Genomic DNA, 18,519 nt, shown 5'->3' with positions numbered 1-18,519 from the left:
TTGTTATGCAACGCACTGCTGGTAACTTTATGAAAACGACTCTTTGTCAGGTGCGGAAGATTCTGACTCCATAGTATGGTAACATTATAATAAAGCTCCAATTGATCTTTAGTTTACCATAAAGGGGTGCCAATTATGAATGCACAGGATCAGATCACGCTTGAATTATTAACTGTAAATATGCAAAATATCAAAAAAGAATTCCCCTGGCAGAATGTTAATGTTAGCCGACTCGCTGCTCTATTGTATGCACTTGAAGGTAAAGAAGCTCCGGCAAAAGCGATTCGACAGAGCTACAATATGCTCAAGGAAAATACCAATCGGTTCTCCATGTTCCGCAATCTGGCTGCAATCGCTATTTCGTCGATGCTTTCATTATGCGAAGATCAGGAAATGCAGCTGAAGCATACTTTATCCATTTACGAACAGCTCAAGCAGAATGGATTCAAAGCATCCGAGTATCTGGTGATCGCTGCCTATGAGATAGCTGCCAATACCACGCCCAATCAGCATATACATACGATGGAACGAATGAAAGATTTTTACGAAGGAATGAAGCAGCATCACCGGTTCCTGACCAATCGGGATGATTATATTTTTGCCGCGATGCTGGGTTTGTCGGATATTGATCCGGCTATTGGAGTGGAGCGTATGGAGCAGCTGCATCAGTGGCTCAAACCTGAATTCCGCAACAGTAATGGCCTGCAGTCACTGACACAGGTATTGGTGCTTGGCGGTGAGAGCCGTGATACGCTGGATCGCCTGTTGCTGCTGCGAGAATCACTGAAAGATCGGGATTTGCGTATGGATAAGCAGTACACGCTCTCCTCTCTTGGCGTACTCGCTCTACTGCCGGTAGATACCCAAGTGGTGGTCAATGATATTGCCGAGATATATGCTTATTTACATAACCAAAAAGGCTTTAATCGCTGGTCGCTTAACAAAGAGCAGCGACTGCTTTATACAGCTGCACTGGTGGCTTCCCGTTATATTAATGAAGCTCGTCAAGATGTACTGACCTCGAATCTGACCACCAATATTACGAATATTATTATTGCGCAGCAAACTGCAATGATTGTAGCTATAACAGCTGGTGCTGCTTCTTCTGCGGCTGCTTCAGGTTAAACAAACACCCCATGCCAAACTGTATCACAGGATCCATATATGAAAATAACAAACAGGAACGCTGATCCCTATCAGACGTTCCTGTTTGTTTTACAACCTATTTGCTTGTAGTTTATCAGGTAATCCAGCAAGATGTGTTTGCATCGCTGGATGATAGACATACTAGAGCAGACACTCAATGCTCTACATCACTGTAATTCGTTCTACCGTTTCGGTGTTCTGCTTATACCAGATCATTACTGTCTCGCCAGCTTTCAGATCGGATAGTTGGAGTTCGGAACCCGCGATCGGATTGGCAGGGTTGGTAGGATCGGTTGCAGATGTAGATGGCTTGGTACTCATCTGCGGCATCATACCGGGTCCCTCGGAGATCTGTACTTCTTCGCTGACTTTGAGCGTTTTCTTTTCACCAGTACTGTTCAGCTCTGGGCCTCCGCCATCTCTACCTGGAGACTGCTGAGGGGTTCCGGTTGTGCTGCGTTCTGCATCAGAACTGCCATTTTTATCTGGCAAGCTATTACGGTCTGGCCTCGGAGCAGAAGTAGACGAATCGGCAGTGGATGAACCCTTTGTGTCTGTACGGGTTTGACCAGCGGATGCTTCCGATTTTGTACCGTTGCGGCTTTGTTCCATTAACTCGATATTGAGCATATTTCCGTTCACCGATATGACTTTACCGATGATATCCGCGTTCATCATGCCACGCATGGAACTGCCATTTCGGCCTGGGCCACCGTTCATGCCCATTCCGCCTCCATTCATTCCTGAACCGCCGTTGGCAGGAATATTCTGGGCGGTGATTACATCACATCCACTCAGCAGGATAGCCCCGGATAGCAGTGCAGCAGACCAGCATAATGCATATGTTTTGTGCCTCATCAATCAATCACCCTTTCCGAGAAATGGGATATACCGGGATAAACCCTGATAGACATCCTTGAAGCCTATATAGGACAGGATGATAAGCAGCGGATAGACCGGATAAATATAACGGGACTTGATCTCCCATAACAGATAGAATCCTATAAATCCTAGAATCACCAATACCAGCGCTACTTCATCATACCGTCTTGTGCGTATAGCTCCGATCAAGCGCACCAGTACAAAAATATACATCAGGAAATTCATTGCATACAGCACCCACATCAGGCCGCTGCGATATACCGAATTGCCGGCAAATAGCTGCGTAGCTACGGTCGAATAGCTATATCCGCCCATAACAAATCCCATCCCGCCACCTGCAGATCGTTCATTGCCGATTCCGTAACGTTCAATCTGATACGTACCTTCGGCCCAGGTCCAGATCAGCTTTTTGTAATACAGCTCTGCCAGTTCACCCGGTGTCATACTGGACAGCTTGTCCCGGATCGCCTGCTGGAATAGCGGAATGCTCTCTGCCTTGTTATATCCTGCTTCACGCTGGTAAATAGTATAGCTCAGCATATTGTCCCAGAATCCGAATGTACTCTGATTCATCCCCATATTCAGCCACATATAGACTGGTGCTGAATGGGTACTGGTCGGTTCACTGACTACGCCGGATGCCTGCAGAGCTGCATTTTGTGTCCAGCCCGGTACATTGAACAGTGCCACCATGATTCCAAGCGAGATTAGCAGCCGTCTCCAGCCTATATCCCGCTTGTTCAGCAGCATATAGATAATGACAGCAATCAGGAAAATGATGCCGATACTTCTAAAATAATTCCCAAGTGCCAGCAGAATCGCTGCCAGTACGATATAACGGATCGACCGCGTTTTTACAAATCGGATAACTGCATACAATGCAGCTGTCAGCAGTGTCGTCGCAATCACATCGTTATAGATAAAGTTGCTCATCAGCAGCGCAGGGATATACGTCGCTGCGAATACCAGTACGCCGTAATCCCTGCTCATGGAGCGGCTATTCAGCTGCTTGTAGATCAAATAGATCATCAGCGTCGTTACCAGAGTAAACAGGATATTGAATATTTTCAGAACCAGATAGTTATCCGGGAATATCCATAGAAGTAACTTGATATACAGCACCGTAGAAAAGTTAAACGGAAACATGTACAAATATCCACCTGACTGGAAGGTGGAATAGTCTCCCTTGTTCAGCATCTGCAAAGCCAGCGATACGACCGTCTGTGAATCATCAGTCGGCAGACGCGGCAGCAGGAAAATAATCGCCAGCTGAATCGCCAAAGAAATTCCCAGGATGAACGGAATGACTACCTGCGGACGATACCGATCCAGTTTCAGACAGAGTCTGTATACTACCAGACTGGCGATCACTAACAAAATGACCAGCAATGCCAGAATAAGCAGATGCTGCTGGTGCAAAACAGGCTTATCACTGTACACGACGTAATTATATTCCGCCCTCAAAAATAAGGATGAACCGATAAACAGTGCCATAAAAGCGGCAAGAATACCATAAATGGCATTTTGGATAACTCTCTGCATGTCAAAACTCCTTTGCGGCCTTGTAATAAGAATATAAGAAAAAGGATTTAAAATACTGATGCTATACATACCGCATGGGATATATATTCTCGCAGATACAATCTGTTTCCGTATTATAAATGGTGAATATGAATAAATTATTAAAAAAGCCGACACATCCTGCAACACTCTTTCGGTTTACCGATCAGACACTCTGTTTAATAGGTAGCATTAACGTTTTTATTGATTTCCAGTTCTGCTGGAAAACTAACCGCTTGATGAAAGGTGGAATCTATTATGTCCGAACCTGTTACTCATGCTGAAGCCGTCGAAACGGTCCGCGAACTAATCAAGGATATCGAGACAGCGATGCTTACAACCATTTCCGGGGATCGTCTGGTATCACGTCCGATGCAAACCCAGGATATCGAATTTGACGGAGACCTGTGGTTTTTGACCAAAAAGGATACTTCCAAATATACGGAGCTGCTCGCAGACCCTCGTGTAAATGTAGCCTATGCCGGCAAATCCTATGTATCGATCAGCGGTACCGCTGAATTCGTCAACGATCTGGAACGCAAAAAAGAAATGTGGAACAAAATGTACGAGAAGATTCTGGATGTATCCTACGATGATCCGAATCTGGTACTGATCCGGATTCATACCGAAACTGCCGAATACTGGGAAAGCGGCAGCGCTGCCAAGATGGTCACCCATCTGCTCAAAAAAGCCGTCGGCAAAAACTCCGATCCCAGATCCGAGCCAGGTCTGAACGAGACCGTAGATCTCACTCAGGCGCCGAATCAATCTTAATTAGTCCAACAGATATGCCTAGCCGGCTGTTTACTCGATAGATAGCAGCAAGTCACTTCGATGACAGCAGTCGATTAGTCAATTATGCGGAATCGTATAAAAAAACCACCATTTATCCGAGTGTGGATAAGTGGTGGTTTTTTGACGTTTCCTCTTCATAAATAAATGGCAATCCGGCCCATCGACGAATCTCCATAAGCAAATGCCAGCTGGTCTCCAGCAGGCGACCAGCTATAGGTATTAACACTTTCTACATATTTCATATGACTGGTAATATCATTAATAGTTTTATGCTTTTGCTGCCTCAGGTTCACCAGCAGAAGCTGACTGCCGCCTTCCAACTGAGTCTTGATCGCAATCCATTTGCCGGAAAGCGATACGGATAACTTTTTTCATACACATTCTCCTCTACGTTTGCAATTTATGATTTGTAATTTGTACTGTATATCTATCTGCAATTTCTGCTTGTACAAGCTGGTATGTATCCTATACAGAGTTCCATATTTATGGAAACGATTCCTGCATAGGATGATAACTCGGATACAAATATATTTTGTTTGAAACCATTCTAAAATGCGCTATTTGCTTGAGATGTGGTTTTTCCTTTGTACCCACCGTCTATGCCAGCTGCTCCCATCTTGCCCACATTTCCGGTGGATTCAGCTCGTACACCTGATCTTCTCTCGACATGAACTGATGCATAATAAATTCCCGGCGAATCGTTGCAAAATCTTCATGGAACGATTTGATAAATTCATTGATCTCTTTTTCCTCATACTTGCGTCCCGGTTCCAGCTGCGATACCAGATGTTCCAGTACAATCAACTTTTTCTTCAGCTGTGCCGGAATACTTTTCAGTCGCCCATCCTTACCGATAAAGTTCCTGATCACCGAGGCTGCGATCTGTTTCTGGCTATCATCCATAACGGGTTGTCCTCCTTCCACTGTTCGATAGATTAATCTGACGGCTGCAAGTGCATTATTTTTGATGAAATAATGATTCAACGAGAAATAAATCGTATTTTTTTCCCGCCGCTCGTTAATCAAACTGGCTTCCCTTAATTTGGTCGCATGGTGAGTAATCGTAGCCGGTGTCACATGTAATCTTTCTGCCAGTGCCTGGCCATTGAGTTCTCCTTCAGCCAGCAGGATGAGCATTTTGATCCGTGTAGAATCGGCTAATGCCTTGTGATAGGCCACTACTTTATCCAGCTGCATATTATGTTCTCCTTTCAACATTATTTAACATCCATCTAATTAGATATTATTTAAATTAGATAATAATCGAATTAGATCGTATAGTCAAACCTTTTCTACAACATTTATATCTTTAATGTCGTTCTGCTATTACAATCTTGCACCCCGGTGAATAGGTTTATCGCTAGAAAGATACTATTTTGATTTCGATTATTGTTATTATGTTCAGCGCTTATGTGCAAATAAAAAACACGGATAGATCATCCGTGTTTTATCTTCTTCAGGACATATAATTGAGTATAAGGATAGCAATCACCAACGCCGTAAACAACAGGCTACAGCCTGCTGTGTTGAAATTATCGGTTTTAGGATTTAGCAGCTTGATGAATGTATACATGAAAAAGTATGCAAGTAGCCCGATAATCAACCAGGCGATGATGAGTATCATAGCTTTCTCTCCTTTCATTAGCGCGGAATATACATGTTCTATTTCGTTATCAACCTGATCCGCTACCTATCCTTTTTAACCACTATATCATTATTTGTGTCTGTCACCCCAGCCGCTTATCATACATCAACTGCAGCTGTACACCGAACGGATCTTCTACAATACCGTACGCTTCGCTGAACACAATATCCGACAAAGGCAAAATAATTCTCACTCGCTCATCACTGATCAGATTGCTGTAAAAATGCCGGATCTCTACCAGATCAGCGCTCTGAATGCATAGCGAGATATGATTGCCTGCATGGTACTTCTCGCGAGGGTCCATTGTCTCCTCGGCAATCATCAGCTTGGCGCTGCCGATCCGCAGCACGGAATGGGAGATATAATCCTTGTTAGTCTCTGTTAGCCGGATCGAGCTGTCACGCTTGGCCATCTGCTGATAGGTCACCCGCATGAGCTCCTCTGCGCCCAAATGCTGTTTGTAAAAGTCGATCGCTTCCTTGGCTTTTCCATTCATCGACAGAAAAATGGCAATTTCCAGTGTCATACTCATCTTATACCGCCTCCATTTTAATATTCGGACAGATCATTGATATCTGCTTTCGAACTTATTATCCTGTAAAAAGGATTCAATATATGACACCTTTGAAAAGGAGAAATTTATGAAAAAATCCGAACGGCTCAATGATATGATCCGCTATTTGAATGGGCGGGAGTTTTTTAATCTTAGTGACCTGATGAGTACATACCGTATCTCCAAAAGTACAGCCCTGCGCGATATCCACTCTCTTGAACAGCTGGGCATGCCTTTATACGCAGAGCATGGACGGTATGGAAGATACGGGATTCTCAAGAACCGGCTGCTGTCGCCCATGATCTTCACAATGGACGAAGTGTATGCTTTGTATTTTGCCATGCTGACGCTGGAAGCGTATCAGTCTACCCCATTTCATCTAAGTGGGAATCGGTTGAATGAGAAGTTCGAGAATTGCCTATCTCCGACTCAGATCGAACAGATTCACAATATGCAAAAAGTACTGCAGCTGGAAACGTATCCGCATACCAATACCAGTCTCTGTCTGGATCGGATTCTCAAAAGTATTTTGCATGAACGCAGCTGTGAAATCAGCTATACTCGCGGAAAGCAACGTAAAACCTATACGGTACAGTTTGCCCGCATATCTGCACGATTCGGGCAATGGTATGCGACCGGAATCGATCTGGAGCAGCAGCAGTACAAAATATTCCGATGTGATCGTATTCATGCTGTAGAGGAGAACATTTCCTTGCCGGCTCTGCCGCTGGATGATCTGCTGCAGCAATATAGTGACAGACAGCAATCCGACCACAGCGTTCCGTTTGAAGTAACGATTACCGCCCAGGGCAGGGATATTTTTGACAAGGAACATTATCCGTCGATGCGTCTGCAGGTAGGTAAGGAGACTGTGATTCGTGGATTCTATAACCCGGGTGAAGAAAAATTTATCGCTGATTATTTTATTCGCTATGGTCAGCATATTCAGTCTGTCCAGCCCGATACATTGAAGAAAATGATCCGTGACCGGATTCACCGCTTGCTTGATCACTACAACCAGTTATGACCATTACATTGATGAATATGGATCGTGCTTTGGAATACAATTGCAATTATTTTTCATTCGTCGTCTATTTCGTAATAACATATCCATACATAGCAACAAATTTATGTAAATCACGTCTTAATAATGAGTTGCCCAATCGCTTGTTATCTTCACCCACAGTATGATGTATACGATACTCAATAAAAGGTAAATATGCGGTGCTACTCTATATTTATTTCAAACCCTACCTAAGGAGCTCAAACAATGAAAAAAGTAATAAGTGGAATCCTGGTCGCGGCTTGTCTGGGACTTTCGTTTTCTACAACCTGCGCAGCTGCCAGACAGATTCAAGTTGATGGAGTGAACATCAGAACCGCAGCCTATCCGGAAGTTAAAAATGGTCATGTCATGGTACCCTTGCGGACTATCAGTGAAAATCTGGCGGCTACGGTACAATGGTCCACCTATGGAGTCACACTGACTAACCGCAATAGCACAATCACTTTGAAACCAGATAGCAAAGTAGCCCAGAACAATGGGAAAGTCATATCTATGGATACCAGCCCTTACATAAAAAATAATTTGATATTTGTTCCTCTTCGTTTTGTCTCTGAAGCATTTGGCAGTAAGGTCAATTACGATAAGGTCAGAGTTACTATCGATTCTCCTTCCCTGCGTATTAATGGTGTTCCAATCAAGGCACTGCAGCAGGAATATCATATGACTATGGGTGGTATCGTACAGCAGATCAAAGGCGATGCTTATAACCAGGCTATTTATGATATTATGCTGAAATACAAAGGCAAAGAGGTAGCTGAACCCGCCAACTATTCCTGGCAATATATGATCGATACGCTGGGTGCCTACTACAAAAATTCCGAATACCAATTCCTCGACGACAAGGGAGACAGTCAGCTTCGCTACGATACTTACTCTCTGGTCGGTGACTTTCCGCAGGAAATGCTAAAGGATTATCCACCATCCCTGATTTATGATGCAAATCAAGATAAATGGTATTTGTTTAGTGAAACGGCTAATGAAGCGATTCGCAAATTAATAGATACTGCCGATCAAAATGGTTTTATGAGAACTATCAGTAACACCATTCTCTAAGCTCATTCGAAAGGAAGATGTATTCATATGAAATCAATATCACCCGAGTACACTATACGCAGCTTTGAAGAATCGGACATGCCTTTACTGGGTGATCTATATCAGGCAGTAACAGCCAGAGATAACGCTGTTTTCTGGTGGGTTGGTGAACCGCCAAACTGGCACAACGTATACTGTGCTTTTGAGAATAATCGCATGATTGGCAAAGGCCAAATCGAAGTAACCAGTACGATCCACCCGCAACAGCCCGAAGAGTACAAACATACTATCTATATAAATATCAAAACGATTCCGGAACGGGAGGTTGATACAGCCCTATTGGAAGCTCTTTACCAGCCCCTGCTGAGCAGAGCCATCGAACTCCAAAAAACACTGTCGACGACTCATGAGACCATGCTGTGTATCGGCAATCATTCGTCCGAGACTGCCAATAGTTCCTTTTTCAAAGATAAAGGCTACTCCTATCTGCAAAGCCTCTTTCATATGGAAAGGAATCTGCTCCAGCCTCTCCCCAGGCTGACACTGCCTTCAGAATTACAGTTCGATTATTGGAAAATGGCAACAACTGCAGAAGAGCAGCAATATCTGAACATAGATGCTGAGATCTGGCCGGAAGCTCCTATTGGCAACAACAAACTCGCAGAGAATAAAAAGCAACCTCTGTGGACCGCCATGGTGGTAAGAGAGTATCAGACCATGATCGGCGGACTGATGGCCTGGCAGGAAGAAGACGAAGGAATAATTGAGGATGTCTGGGTGCGTGAACCATGGCGCAGACGTGGCATTGCCCGCTATTTACTGGTGGAAGGACTCAAGTATCTACAGAGTCATTCACTCAAAAAAGCCAGCCTGACTGTACTGACCGATAATCATTCGGCACTGTCCCTGTACGAGTCGGCTGGCTTCCAGATCATGAATGAAGAAGTACGATACGGAATAGTTCTGGGTTAAAGATGGTAATCCTCAGCACATGGAATAGCTATTTTAACCAACGATTGCAGATGCATGGCTACAATTTATAGCCGGTGACATAATTACCCCACTCATCCAGATTGTCCTGCCATGCATCCAATCCATCAAACACGCCTACGTAGACAACTTTATCACCGAGAATCAAAATCTGCATATCATTGTCTTGATCCCATTTTTATAAATAATCTCTACAGAACATGACGCTGACATGTCAGTATACCGAGAGATCAACTGCTGTCCCGGCAATCACTATAACTTTTAAGAGCATAAGCAAGAATAGTGCGTTTCTCTTCCAAAGATAAGTGATATTCGGTATGACTGAAGATATCCGGGTTCACCTGAACTTCTTTTCTGCTTTCACCCAATAGTTCAGCAATAGAAATTGCATGTTGAACCGGATCGTTGGGTTCCCTCAGTAAGTTCTTTTTTAATTCTTCCAGCAGGGTAGCATTGTCTCTCTCTAAAATAACAAGCCTGCCTTTTGCCGCAGCAACCTGCGAATCATAGTGATTGGCAAATCGCGAAATATTCCAGCCTGGCCAACACTCTTTCACAATAGCAAGAATATTGGGAATCGCTTCTGCATGCCAGAATTGCAAAGTTCGGCTGACTTTATCAACATGGAATCCGCTGTTGGGAATCTCATCTTGGTATGCCCAGTCCTTCCATATTATCTTGCTGTAACCCTGTGTTTTATCAATATGTTCAATTATCTCAGAACCGGAATACAAATACTCTTTGAAATCCATACCAAGAGGAAATAGTAATAGTTCGTCCTCGCCAAATTGGATGCTGGCTACACCATCCACAAAATTGCCAGACGCAATTGGCTCGAGCAGGCGGAGCTCTGTGGCTTGGCGGGAACTTAATACACATTCCGGCGAAACACCCACATAATTGGCCATATCCAAAATGCCTTCTTCTGCCCATTCTACTTGCCATCCTGTCCATACCTTATGCATCAATTGTATAAATAGCTGGCGAAGCTGAATATCGTACATCATATCTTCCCCACCGTAAAAAAGCAGGTATTGTCGATCCAGATCCATAACGACTCCGCCTTCTGCCCAGATATCATCCAGCCATTCTGTCTTGCTTACTTTTTCCTGACTTTCGATAAACTGTCTGGTATGCACAGGTCCCCAGAATACCTTTTCAGGCATGGAGCTCGCACACCAGTGATTGTAATACAGTTCGTAATCATTGTTATGTACAATAACCAAATTAGCTCGTTGTCCCATATCTTACTTTCCTGCCTTCCTTAAAATTTATAGATATACAGTAATCCGGTAGTCGTTATATATGATTAGATACTCCTCTGAATAGGGTACATTTTATTTGACGGAACTTTAGGTATAGACTGTATGCTGTTTAGCTGTCTCTCCAATATATAATATCCTATTCAGAAAAAGGTGATTTTATGAAAATGTTCAGAGCAATGGGAATTCTGTTGTCTACTGCTTCTCTCGCTGCACTTGTTGCATGCTCCAGCGGCACGCCTGCGAACACTACACCACCCGGCGAATCGCCTGCCGAGCAGGGAGCGACGACAGACCAGAAACCAGTTGAGCAACCGGGAAAGTAACTCAATAGGTTGTCATCCAACTATTCGCAACTTCTGCTATTTTTAAAATATTGGTTCAGATGTGTTCAACAACAATCAATGAAAATATATCTTCAGCTAAAGGGTTCTGCTATAGAAGCAGAGCTCTTTAATTTATTTATATATATCTATTATTTATTATAATGAATTGGCCTAGCTGAAATAAACGCTTTATTCCATAACCAAAAAGACATGGACAACAGCCCATGCCTTCTGAAAATATACTTATTGCTTGGATTCACTCTGAGTTCATCCGTACCATTCAATTATATAGTTTATGTTCTGGCTTTTTGTACTTTTAGCTGCTTGCCTTTGATCGTCGTATTTTGCATTGCTTTCATTACCAGTGGACCTTTGCCGTTCAGGATATCTATATAAGTAACGGTCTCCTGAATGCTGATAATTCCGATATCATCGGCAGTTACGCCTTCGATCCGGGCGATAGTGCCGACAAAATCGACCGCACGCAGCTTTTTCTTTTTGCCGCCGTTAAAATATAGCTTGAGGATATTAGCATTCAGCTCTTCACCTTTGCTCTTTTTCGGTGCAGGGCGGTCATGCAGTTTGCGTTCAAAAGCATCCTTTGCTTCCGAGACGGCAAATGCAGAAGGTTCCTCTGCGCGCGGAATTTCGAATCCAATATAATTCTGAATCGCATTCAGGAATTTATCTTCATACGGCGTTGCAAAGGTAATAGCCGTACCACTCTGTCCCGCGCGTCCTGTACGTCCAGTACGATGAACATAGCTTTCTTTTTCCATCGGCAGATCGTAATTGATAACATGGGTAATCCGGTCAATATCAATTCCTCTCGCCGCCACATCGGTGGCGACCAGATAGCGGAACTGACCCGCGCGAAATTCATTCATAACACGATTGCGGTCATCTTGCTCCATACCACCATGAATCTTGCTTGCCGGATAGCCGAGACTTTCCAGCTGGGTGGCTACTGCATCCACATTCACCTGGGTGCGGCAGAAAATAATGCAGCTGTCCGGATTCTCGGTGATCGTGACTTTTTGCAGGAGAGAGGGCTTTGCTTTCTCACTGACTGTATATAATTTATGCTGGATCTGGGTCTGGCGCTTGTCCGAAGCCGATCCAATCTCGATATCCACCGGCTGATTCATATAACGGTGACAGAGTTTTTCTACATCTTTGGGCAGTGTGGCAGAGAATAGCATAGTCATCCGTTCGGTCGGCAGCTCACGAATAATTTTCTCCAGCTGCTCGATAAAGCCCATACTGAGCATTTCGTCCGCTTCGTCGATAACCAGATATTGAATACGTTCCAGATCGATCGTATCTTTCTCGATATGATCCATCACGCGGCCCGGTGTGCCGACGATCACATGGTTACGCTGGGTCAGTTCGCGTCGTTGGCGGTCAAAGGGCTGCTTGCCATAGATCGCTGCTGCCTTGATCCGCTTGAAGCGGCCGATATTCATAATATCTTCTTTTACCTGATCCGCAAGCTCGCGTGTTGGTGTCAGAATCAGCGCCTGTGGACGACTCTCTTCCCATTCGACCATTTCGCATAACGGAATACCGTAAGCTGCCGTTTTACCGCTGCCGGTCTGGGATTTGACGGTAATATCGCTGCGGGACAATGCTTGTGGAATAACCTGCTGTTGTACAGGTGTCGGTTGATGATAGCCGAGGGTGTCCAGGGCACGGGTAATTTCTTCACTCAGATTGTAGTCACTAAAACGGGGTTGGTCGGTAGATACGGAGATATTGCTGTTGTTCTGTATATCATTCAATGTGTTGCTTTCGCTCATTAGATAGTAAACTCCTTCGTTCTTGGGTATTCGATAAGCGTACCACAGATTGGGCAACAGCGGGGATAGTTTCTTTTTTGCTTACTCATCAGCCTTACCGATTCATAACGGTATTTTGCTTATTATCCATACTCGTAAGATTGCAAATACCTTGCATTGGGAAGTTAAATGGTAAACTTTATACATTGTATTCTTCTTGTTGCATGGCAGCTTCAATCGAGGCATGCAGTATTGTTGTAAAAACAAATAGAAATAGCCAAAAAAGGATTATCCTCTTTTGGCTATTTTTTATCGGAATTGAAATTAAGCGTCTTTACGTACCAGCAGCGTTACCGCTTCGACATGGCTGGTTTGCGGGAACATATCGATAGGTTGTACCCACTGAATCTCGTATCCTCCATCCAGCAGTACTTTGCAGTCTTTGGCCAGTGTGGACGGATTACAGGATACATAGACAAACCGCTTCGGCTTGGTCTTCAGCACTGTATCCAGGAATGGCTGCTCCAGTCCGGTACGCGGTGGATCGGCGATGATCACATCCGGGCTCATGCCCTTTTTCACCCAGCGTGGCAGCAGCTCTTCGGCTTTGCCGACGTAGAAGCTGGCATTATCGCGGTTGTTGTGATAAGCATTTTTATTCGCATCATCGACGGCTTCGGCGATCATCTCGATACCGCGTACTTCTCTGGCATACGGTGCGAGCCACAGACCGATTGTACCGGTACCGCAGTAAGCATCGACAACCAACTCTTTACCAGTGAGTCCAGCAGCCGCACGAACCGATTCATACAGCTTGACGGTCTGCTGTGGATTCAGCTGGAAGAACGCTCTTGGTGACAGGGCGAATTCCAGATCACCCAGTGATTCGAGCATGGTATCCTGCCCCCACAGGGTTACCGTATGCTCACCGAAGACAAGCGACGTTTTCTTTGGATTCACATTAATAGCGATACTGGTCACATCCGGCACCGACAGGCGCAGTGCCTGGATCAGCTCATCCTGACGAGGCAGCTGACGGCTGGTCGTTACCAGCGTAATCTGCAGATGATTGGATTGGAATCCATAACGAACGACAATCGTACGTACGCCATCCCGTGAACCGTTATCCTTGTGCAGCGGAATCTGCAGATCTTCCAGTGCAGACTTGACGATCTCGATCGCATTATTGATTGCCGGATGCTGAATCGGACAGCCGCTAATATCGACGATATCATGACTGTTAATCTCATACAGACCAGCGATTACATTCTGATCCTGATCACGTCCCAGCTGAGGCTGGGCTTTGTTGCGGTAGGCCCATGGATGCTCCATACCGAGCATTGGCTTGATTTTTACTTTTTCCAGACCGGCGTACCGATTGAAGGCTTCATGAACGATATCTGTTTTGGCCTGCAGCTGTCCTTCGTAGGAGATATGCTGGATCTGGCAGCCACCGCAAATATGGAACACCGGGCATGGCGGTTCTACGCGCTGCGGAGATCTTTTCTCAATCTCGGTAATAGTTGCTTTAATAAATTTGGGTTGGGTCTCGGTTACCTGTGCCTTGACTACTTCATTAGGCAGTGCACCGTCGACAAATACCGCTTTGCGGCGATAATAACCTACACCTTCACCGTTGATTCCAAGGCGTTTGATCGTTACGATAATGCTGTCCCCATTGCGTAATTCTTCTGCATTATCCCGGCTTGTCGTTTTGACAGGCGCATTATTCTGCTTTTTGGCATACGGCGGCTTTGAGCTGTTATTGCCTTTGAAGCTGGATGATGTGCTGCCTGAACGCGATGCAGTCGACGATCCGAATCCGCCTTGTTTGCCGTTCTGACGGGAATTTGGCTTGCTGTCGATTGGCAAGGATGGCGAGCTTGGTCGGGATGAACGGGTATTGGCAGAGTTTGCCGAGGAGGATGGACGGTCCGAACGATGTTTTGATGCCTCCGGGCGTGAAGACCTGGATAGCTTTTGAGAAGAAAAGTTCCCCTTCTGGGAACGTGGTTTTTCAGTCATGTTGTGAATTTCTCCGTTTCATTGATTTATGGTCGTGTCCCATCTTACCACAAACCAGAGCTCCGGTTAACTATTATTCGGGGAATTATGCAGGTTATCTCCATTTCAGCCGATATGGATAGACATAATTCCCAGAATTCAGCTGTTTTAAAGTTCATAGTTTAAATAATGAATCTTCATATTCCTTATACCGATAACCAAAGGGCAGATACAATACAAACACAACCAGATAGATTGCCAGTATCAGTATCGCTATACCAATCGATACATTCAGACTGGGTAAAAAGATAATCAGCACAAGCTGCAAAATGGCAAGGATAAGCGCCGATTTGGTAAGCGAATTGGCTGTCGGATATAGGGTAGTCTGACAGTTCGGACAATAGGTAAAACGCTTGGTCTTGGCTGCAGCATGATAAGCTTCTCTCCAGGTAAATCGATGCTGACAGTTAGGACAAGTCGGTAATTTCATATTGGAATCATCTCCTGTTGGTAAAATATTAGGCAGGATGAAGGTTAACAAATAGAATGTCTACATTCTGTAAACCTATGTAATTGTGTGAACCTATAAGGAACCAAGCTCCGTCTTTTCCATAAGTTTATTTATATTGCCTTATTTTTATTACTGGTAAGAAGCTCCGGATTTTTTGCCATTTTGAAATTACAGTTATTTGTCCGGCTTATACGTGCTGAGATAAGGCGTAAGCAGTAGATAGACAGTAAAATAAACACCTGCAAACCATATGATCCTGCCCAACGGCTGTCCTGCCCCGCTCATCCCAAACATAATAAGCAGTGGAAGAGCCGAACCCAAAATTGCATTTACAATAATTGTGGCCCATGTAGTGTATATTTCGCTTTTACAACTGGGGCAGAAGGCATGAGACCCTATAAATGTCATTTTAAATGCTTCTTTCCATGAGCAGGAATGACCACACTTCGGACATACTGGTAGACGCAGCAAGGAAATAACCTCCTTTACATCTTTTTTGTTTCTCTATGTATAGGTAGTGTATTCTGAGTTTATTGGATCTTCCTGTGGAACTTTATCTATGTCCTTATTGACCATTCAAGGCAGCCAAGCTCATATAATAATAGTAGCAAATAATCAAAAACAGTCCTGTACCATGATAACGTCTGTCCGATCTCGGCAGCGGATATGGGAGGACTGTTTATTGATGCCTGTATTTGCGACTAGGCTGTACCGCAATTATTGTAACTCTTGAAATGCACGATCTGATTATTGATTATATTCGCTGATCCACTCGGTTTTCTCGGCAAATGGCGTCCGCTTGCTTGTCAGATCGGTGCGCTCCGGTACGCCCAGATAGATAAAGCCCAGCATTTTGCCTTTCTCGCTTAAGCCAAATGCTTTGTTCATCTCGGCATGATAACACGGTTCTCCGCTTCTCCATACCGCGCCCAGACCCAACTCGTGAATCACCAGCAGCATATTCTGGATGGCTGCGAATACAGCTCCGTATTCTTCCAGCTCGATCACTTTGGAATTATCTACCGGCTCTACAGCTACTGCGATAATCACCGGTGCACGTTCTACTTTGTTGCGGGCAGAAGCCGCTTTTTCTTCGTCTGCTCCTTCAGCGCGCGCCACATTAACGAGCGCATCGCCCAATTTGTAGCGTCCGTCGCCTTCAAGGACGAAAAATTTCCATGGCTCGGTGAGGCGATGATTAGGTGCCCAGATACCGGCTTCCAGGATTTGCTCAATCTGCTCACGTGCGATAGGATCAGGTTTAACTTTACCAACAGAACGGCGATTGCGGATACTTTCGGATATAGACATGAGTATTCCTCCTTGATAATCATTCTCAATAGATTACCTACTTATTGTACACCAATCCTGAGGAAATCTCTAATTTTAACATTATATAAGCCAGGACTATCCGGCAGATTTCTTTGGTAACTATTAAATTCCGCCAAAAAATTTTTATGTAATGTAATACTATACGTCTTACAGTCCCTGCAAATCCCCTGACCCGCCCTCATTAACCGGATAACCAGCATGTGGTAGTAAATTGTATGTGTAAAGGGTACACATGTAACAGTACAAGGCATATTGGTTAGAAGAGGACTTGAACCTCCGAGGTGGCCCCTCACCTCTACCTCACGTCCAACTTAAACCAGTTGGCGGTGTATGCTCACTTTATCCGGGCAACTACCTGCTTGCAGGAACTATATTTTAACTATAATACATATACTTATTGTGCCACCAGCCACACAAAGCGATTAGACCAGCAAATCGGTCAGCCAGTTCATTCCCTGGATACGGGTGTCCAGTTCACGGTAGGTTTTGGCGAGCTGATCAGCTTCACGCTGCAGCTCTGCTACGTTCACTATAGAGACAAAACGAACTTCGGAACGGGTAAACCGATCCTGTCTTATACTCGCTGACTGGGCAAGATCGGCCAGTGCTGTACGCCGCATAGACAACATATCACGGTCCACCAGCGCATCTGCGAGCGTACGGGTATCATCCAGCATCACCGTATTATTAGTCCGATTAATCTGCTGAATCAGCAGACCCAATTGACCCAGCAGACTATCCATTTCCTTGAGCAGTTCTGCCGGCTGCTCGGCTGGCTGTTCGCCTTCTTGAATTTTGACATTGTTGTTCAGACGGTATTTGACCTGTTCAAAACGCTTTTGCAGATCGGAACGCAAAATCAGTGCTTCTGCCAGCTTCATAACGTCACCTCATCATATGTATAATATAGCGGCCATTAAATCCTCTCCGCTTCTCGCTGTACTATTAAAATAATAACTCTTGTTGCTTTCTTCTGTGCCTATACTGCATTACCTTTGATCAACCTGCAGCAAGATTCGGCAATACAACTATTGTATAGTATTATAAAAGTAAATCTTGACCTATTGCAAATCCGGCATCATTTTTCCAATTTTCCCTACTTATTTATGAAATGACTACTTATCCCACTCATCCCACTCAGGAGGCTTATTATGGCACAGGAAATCGAACGCAAATATCTGCTTACCGGCTATCCGGACAATCTCAATATTACACGTACACAGGAGATCGACCAGACGTATCTTGCTTCTACAGAAAGCGAATCCCTGCGTGTACGTCGACTGCTCAGTAATGGCGAAGAGAGTTTTACCATGACCCACAAAGCCGGACGCGGCATTTCCCGTGATGAGACGGAATTCCAGATCGGCGCGGATATGTATGAGCAGCTAACTGAGCGTCTGCAGGTCACTCCTCTCAAAAAAACACGTCACAAAGTTCTGATCGACGGTCGTACCTATGATATGGATATTTACCATAACACGGTGCAGCAGGGATTGATGACGATTGAGATCGAATTTGATAGCGAAGATGAATTTCGTGCGTATCAGGCACCGGACTGGTTCGGTGAAGATGTAACCGAGCAGGAGAAGTATCTGAACAGCCGGCTATGGCAGGATATTCAGTCACACTAGACGATG

General features: G+C 44.6%; 18 protein-coding genes. 7 read left to right on the top strand and 11 right to left on the bottom strand.

The features are described 5' to 3' along the window. Positions 1-135: 135 nt before the first annotated feature. Entirely contained in the window at positions 136-1,125 is a 990-nt protein-coding gene (locus AR543_RS12010; RefSeq protein WP_060534683.1) for a DUF4003 family protein, read from the top strand. A gap of 183 nt (positions 1,126-1,308) precedes the next feature. On the opposite strand, the gene AR543_RS12005 is transcribed toward AR543_RS12010, so the two are convergent. Then, complete coding sequence (locus tag AR543_RS12005) at positions 1,309-2,004, bottom strand: hypothetical protein (RefSeq protein WP_060534681.1); 696 nt, start codon at positions 2,002-2,004, stop codon at positions 1,309-1,311. A gap of 3 nt (positions 2,005-2,007) precedes the next feature. Next, positions 2,008-3,570, bottom strand: a complete 1,563-nt coding sequence (locus AR543_RS12000) for an ArnT family glycosyltransferase (protein ID WP_060534680.1) — start codon at positions 3,568-3,570, stop codon at positions 2,008-2,010. Positions 3,571-3,846: 276 nt separating this feature from the next. On the opposite strand from AR543_RS12000, the gene AR543_RS11995 reads away from it, so the two are divergent. Then, positions 3,847-4,362 (top strand): pyridoxamine 5'-phosphate oxidase family protein, encoded by a 516-nt coding sequence (locus AR543_RS11995; protein WP_060534678.1) that lies wholly within the window; start codon positions 3,847-3,849, stop codon positions 4,360-4,362. 618 nt (positions 4,363-4,980) lie between these two features. On the opposite strand, the gene AR543_RS11985 is transcribed toward AR543_RS11995, so the two are convergent. Both AR543_RS11985 and AR543_RS11980 read right to left on the bottom strand, forming a co-directional pair. Beyond that, positions 4,981-5,580 (bottom strand): DUF2087 domain-containing protein, encoded by a 600-nt coding sequence (locus AR543_RS11985; protein ID WP_060534674.1) that lies wholly within the window; start codon positions 5,578-5,580, stop codon positions 4,981-4,983. A gap of 530 nt (positions 5,581-6,110) precedes the next feature. Continuing rightward, positions 6,111-6,554: a VOC family protein gene (locus AR543_RS11980; RefSeq protein ID WP_060536757.1), complete on the bottom strand. Its 444-nt coding sequence runs from the start codon at positions 6,552-6,554 to the stop codon at positions 6,111-6,113. Between the two features lie 115 nt (positions 6,555-6,669). Between AR543_RS11980 and AR543_RS11975 the strand changes: the two genes are divergently transcribed. The 3 genes from AR543_RS11975 to AR543_RS11965 all read left to right on the top strand — a co-directional run bounded on the left by AR543_RS11975 (position 6,670) and on the right by AR543_RS11965 (position 9,651). Continuing rightward, the gene (locus AR543_RS11975; protein ID WP_060534671.1) at positions 6,670-7,608 is read left to right on the top strand and encodes a helix-turn-helix transcriptional regulator; all 939 of its coding nucleotides are present in this window, start codon (positions 6,670-6,672) and stop codon (positions 7,606-7,608) included. 243 nt (positions 7,609-7,851) lie between these two features. Beyond that, a complete protein-coding gene (locus AR543_RS11970; protein ID WP_060534669.1) occupies positions 7,852-8,700 on the top strand; it encodes a copper amine oxidase N-terminal domain-containing protein in 849 nt (282 codons plus the stop codon). Between the two features lie 27 nt (positions 8,701-8,727). After that, a complete protein-coding gene (locus tag AR543_RS11965) occupies positions 8,728-9,651 on the top strand; it encodes a GNAT family N-acetyltransferase (protein ID WP_060534667.1) in 924 nt (307 codons plus the stop codon). 248 nt (positions 9,652-9,899) lie between these two features. On the opposite strand, the gene AR543_RS11960 is transcribed toward AR543_RS11965, so the two are convergent. Then, on the bottom strand, positions 9,900-10,913 hold the full coding sequence (locus tag AR543_RS11960; RefSeq protein WP_060534665.1) for a hypothetical protein: 1,014 nt from the start codon (positions 10,911-10,913) through the stop codon (positions 9,900-9,902). A gap of 179 nt (positions 10,914-11,092) precedes the next feature. Here AR543_RS11960 and AR543_RS24275 point away from each other — a divergent pair, with 179 nt between their 5' ends. Further along, entirely contained in the window at positions 11,093-11,257 is a 165-nt protein-coding gene (locus AR543_RS24275; protein WP_158523958.1) for a hypothetical protein, read from the top strand. Positions 11,258-11,550: 293 nt separating this feature from the next. On the opposite strand, the gene AR543_RS11955 is transcribed toward AR543_RS24275, so the two are convergent. The 6 genes from AR543_RS11955 to AR543_RS11930 all read right to left on the bottom strand — a co-directional run bounded on the left by AR543_RS11955 (position 11,551) and on the right by AR543_RS11930 (position 17,763). Beyond that, complete coding sequence (locus AR543_RS11955) at positions 11,551-13,056, bottom strand: DEAD/DEAH box helicase (RefSeq protein WP_082472212.1); 1,506 nt, start codon at positions 13,054-13,056, stop codon at positions 11,551-11,553. Between the two features lie 303 nt (positions 13,057-13,359). Beyond that, positions 13,360-15,060, bottom strand: coding sequence for a 23S rRNA (uracil(1939)-C(5))-methyltransferase RlmD (gene rlmD, locus AR543_RS11950; protein WP_060534663.1), 1,701 nt, complete (start codon positions 15,058-15,060; stop codon positions 13,360-13,362). A gap of 154 nt (positions 15,061-15,214) precedes the next feature. Further along, positions 15,215-15,529, bottom strand: coding sequence for a TIGR04104 family putative zinc finger protein (locus AR543_RS11945; RefSeq protein ID WP_060534661.1), 315 nt, complete (start codon positions 15,527-15,529; stop codon positions 15,215-15,217). A 195-nt stretch (positions 15,530-15,724) separates the two neighbouring features. After that, the gene (locus tag AR543_RS25050) at positions 15,725-16,021 is read right to left on the bottom strand and encodes a TIGR04104 family putative zinc finger protein (protein WP_060534660.1); all 297 of its coding nucleotides are present in this window, start codon (positions 16,019-16,021) and stop codon (positions 15,725-15,727) included. A 276-nt stretch (positions 16,022-16,297) separates the two neighbouring features. Next, positions 16,298-16,861: a nitroreductase family protein gene (locus AR543_RS11935; protein WP_060534658.1), complete on the bottom strand. Its 564-nt coding sequence runs from the start codon at positions 16,859-16,861 to the stop codon at positions 16,298-16,300. 443 nt (positions 16,862-17,304) lie between these two features. Then, complete coding sequence (locus AR543_RS11930) at positions 17,305-17,763, bottom strand: DIP1984 family protein (protein WP_060534656.1); 459 nt, start codon at positions 17,761-17,763, stop codon at positions 17,305-17,307. Between the two features lie 270 nt (positions 17,764-18,033). Here AR543_RS11930 and AR543_RS11925 point away from each other — a divergent pair, with 270 nt between their 5' ends. Continuing rightward, positions 18,034-18,513 carry a CYTH domain-containing protein gene (locus tag AR543_RS11925; RefSeq protein WP_060534654.1) on the top strand — a complete coding sequence of 160 codons (480 nt, stop codon included), beginning with the start codon at positions 18,034-18,036 and terminating at the stop codon, positions 18,511-18,513. The last annotated feature ends 6 nt before the right edge of the window (positions 18,514-18,519 follow it).

Origin of the sequence: Paenibacillus bovis, from assembly GCF_001421015.2 — a bacterium.
Lineage (GTDB): Bacteria > Bacillota > Bacilli > Paenibacillales > Paenibacillaceae > Saccharibacillus > Saccharibacillus bovis.
The sequence above is the reverse complement of the archived record's forward strand: the minus strand, read 5'-3'. Positions and strand labels throughout refer to the sequence as shown.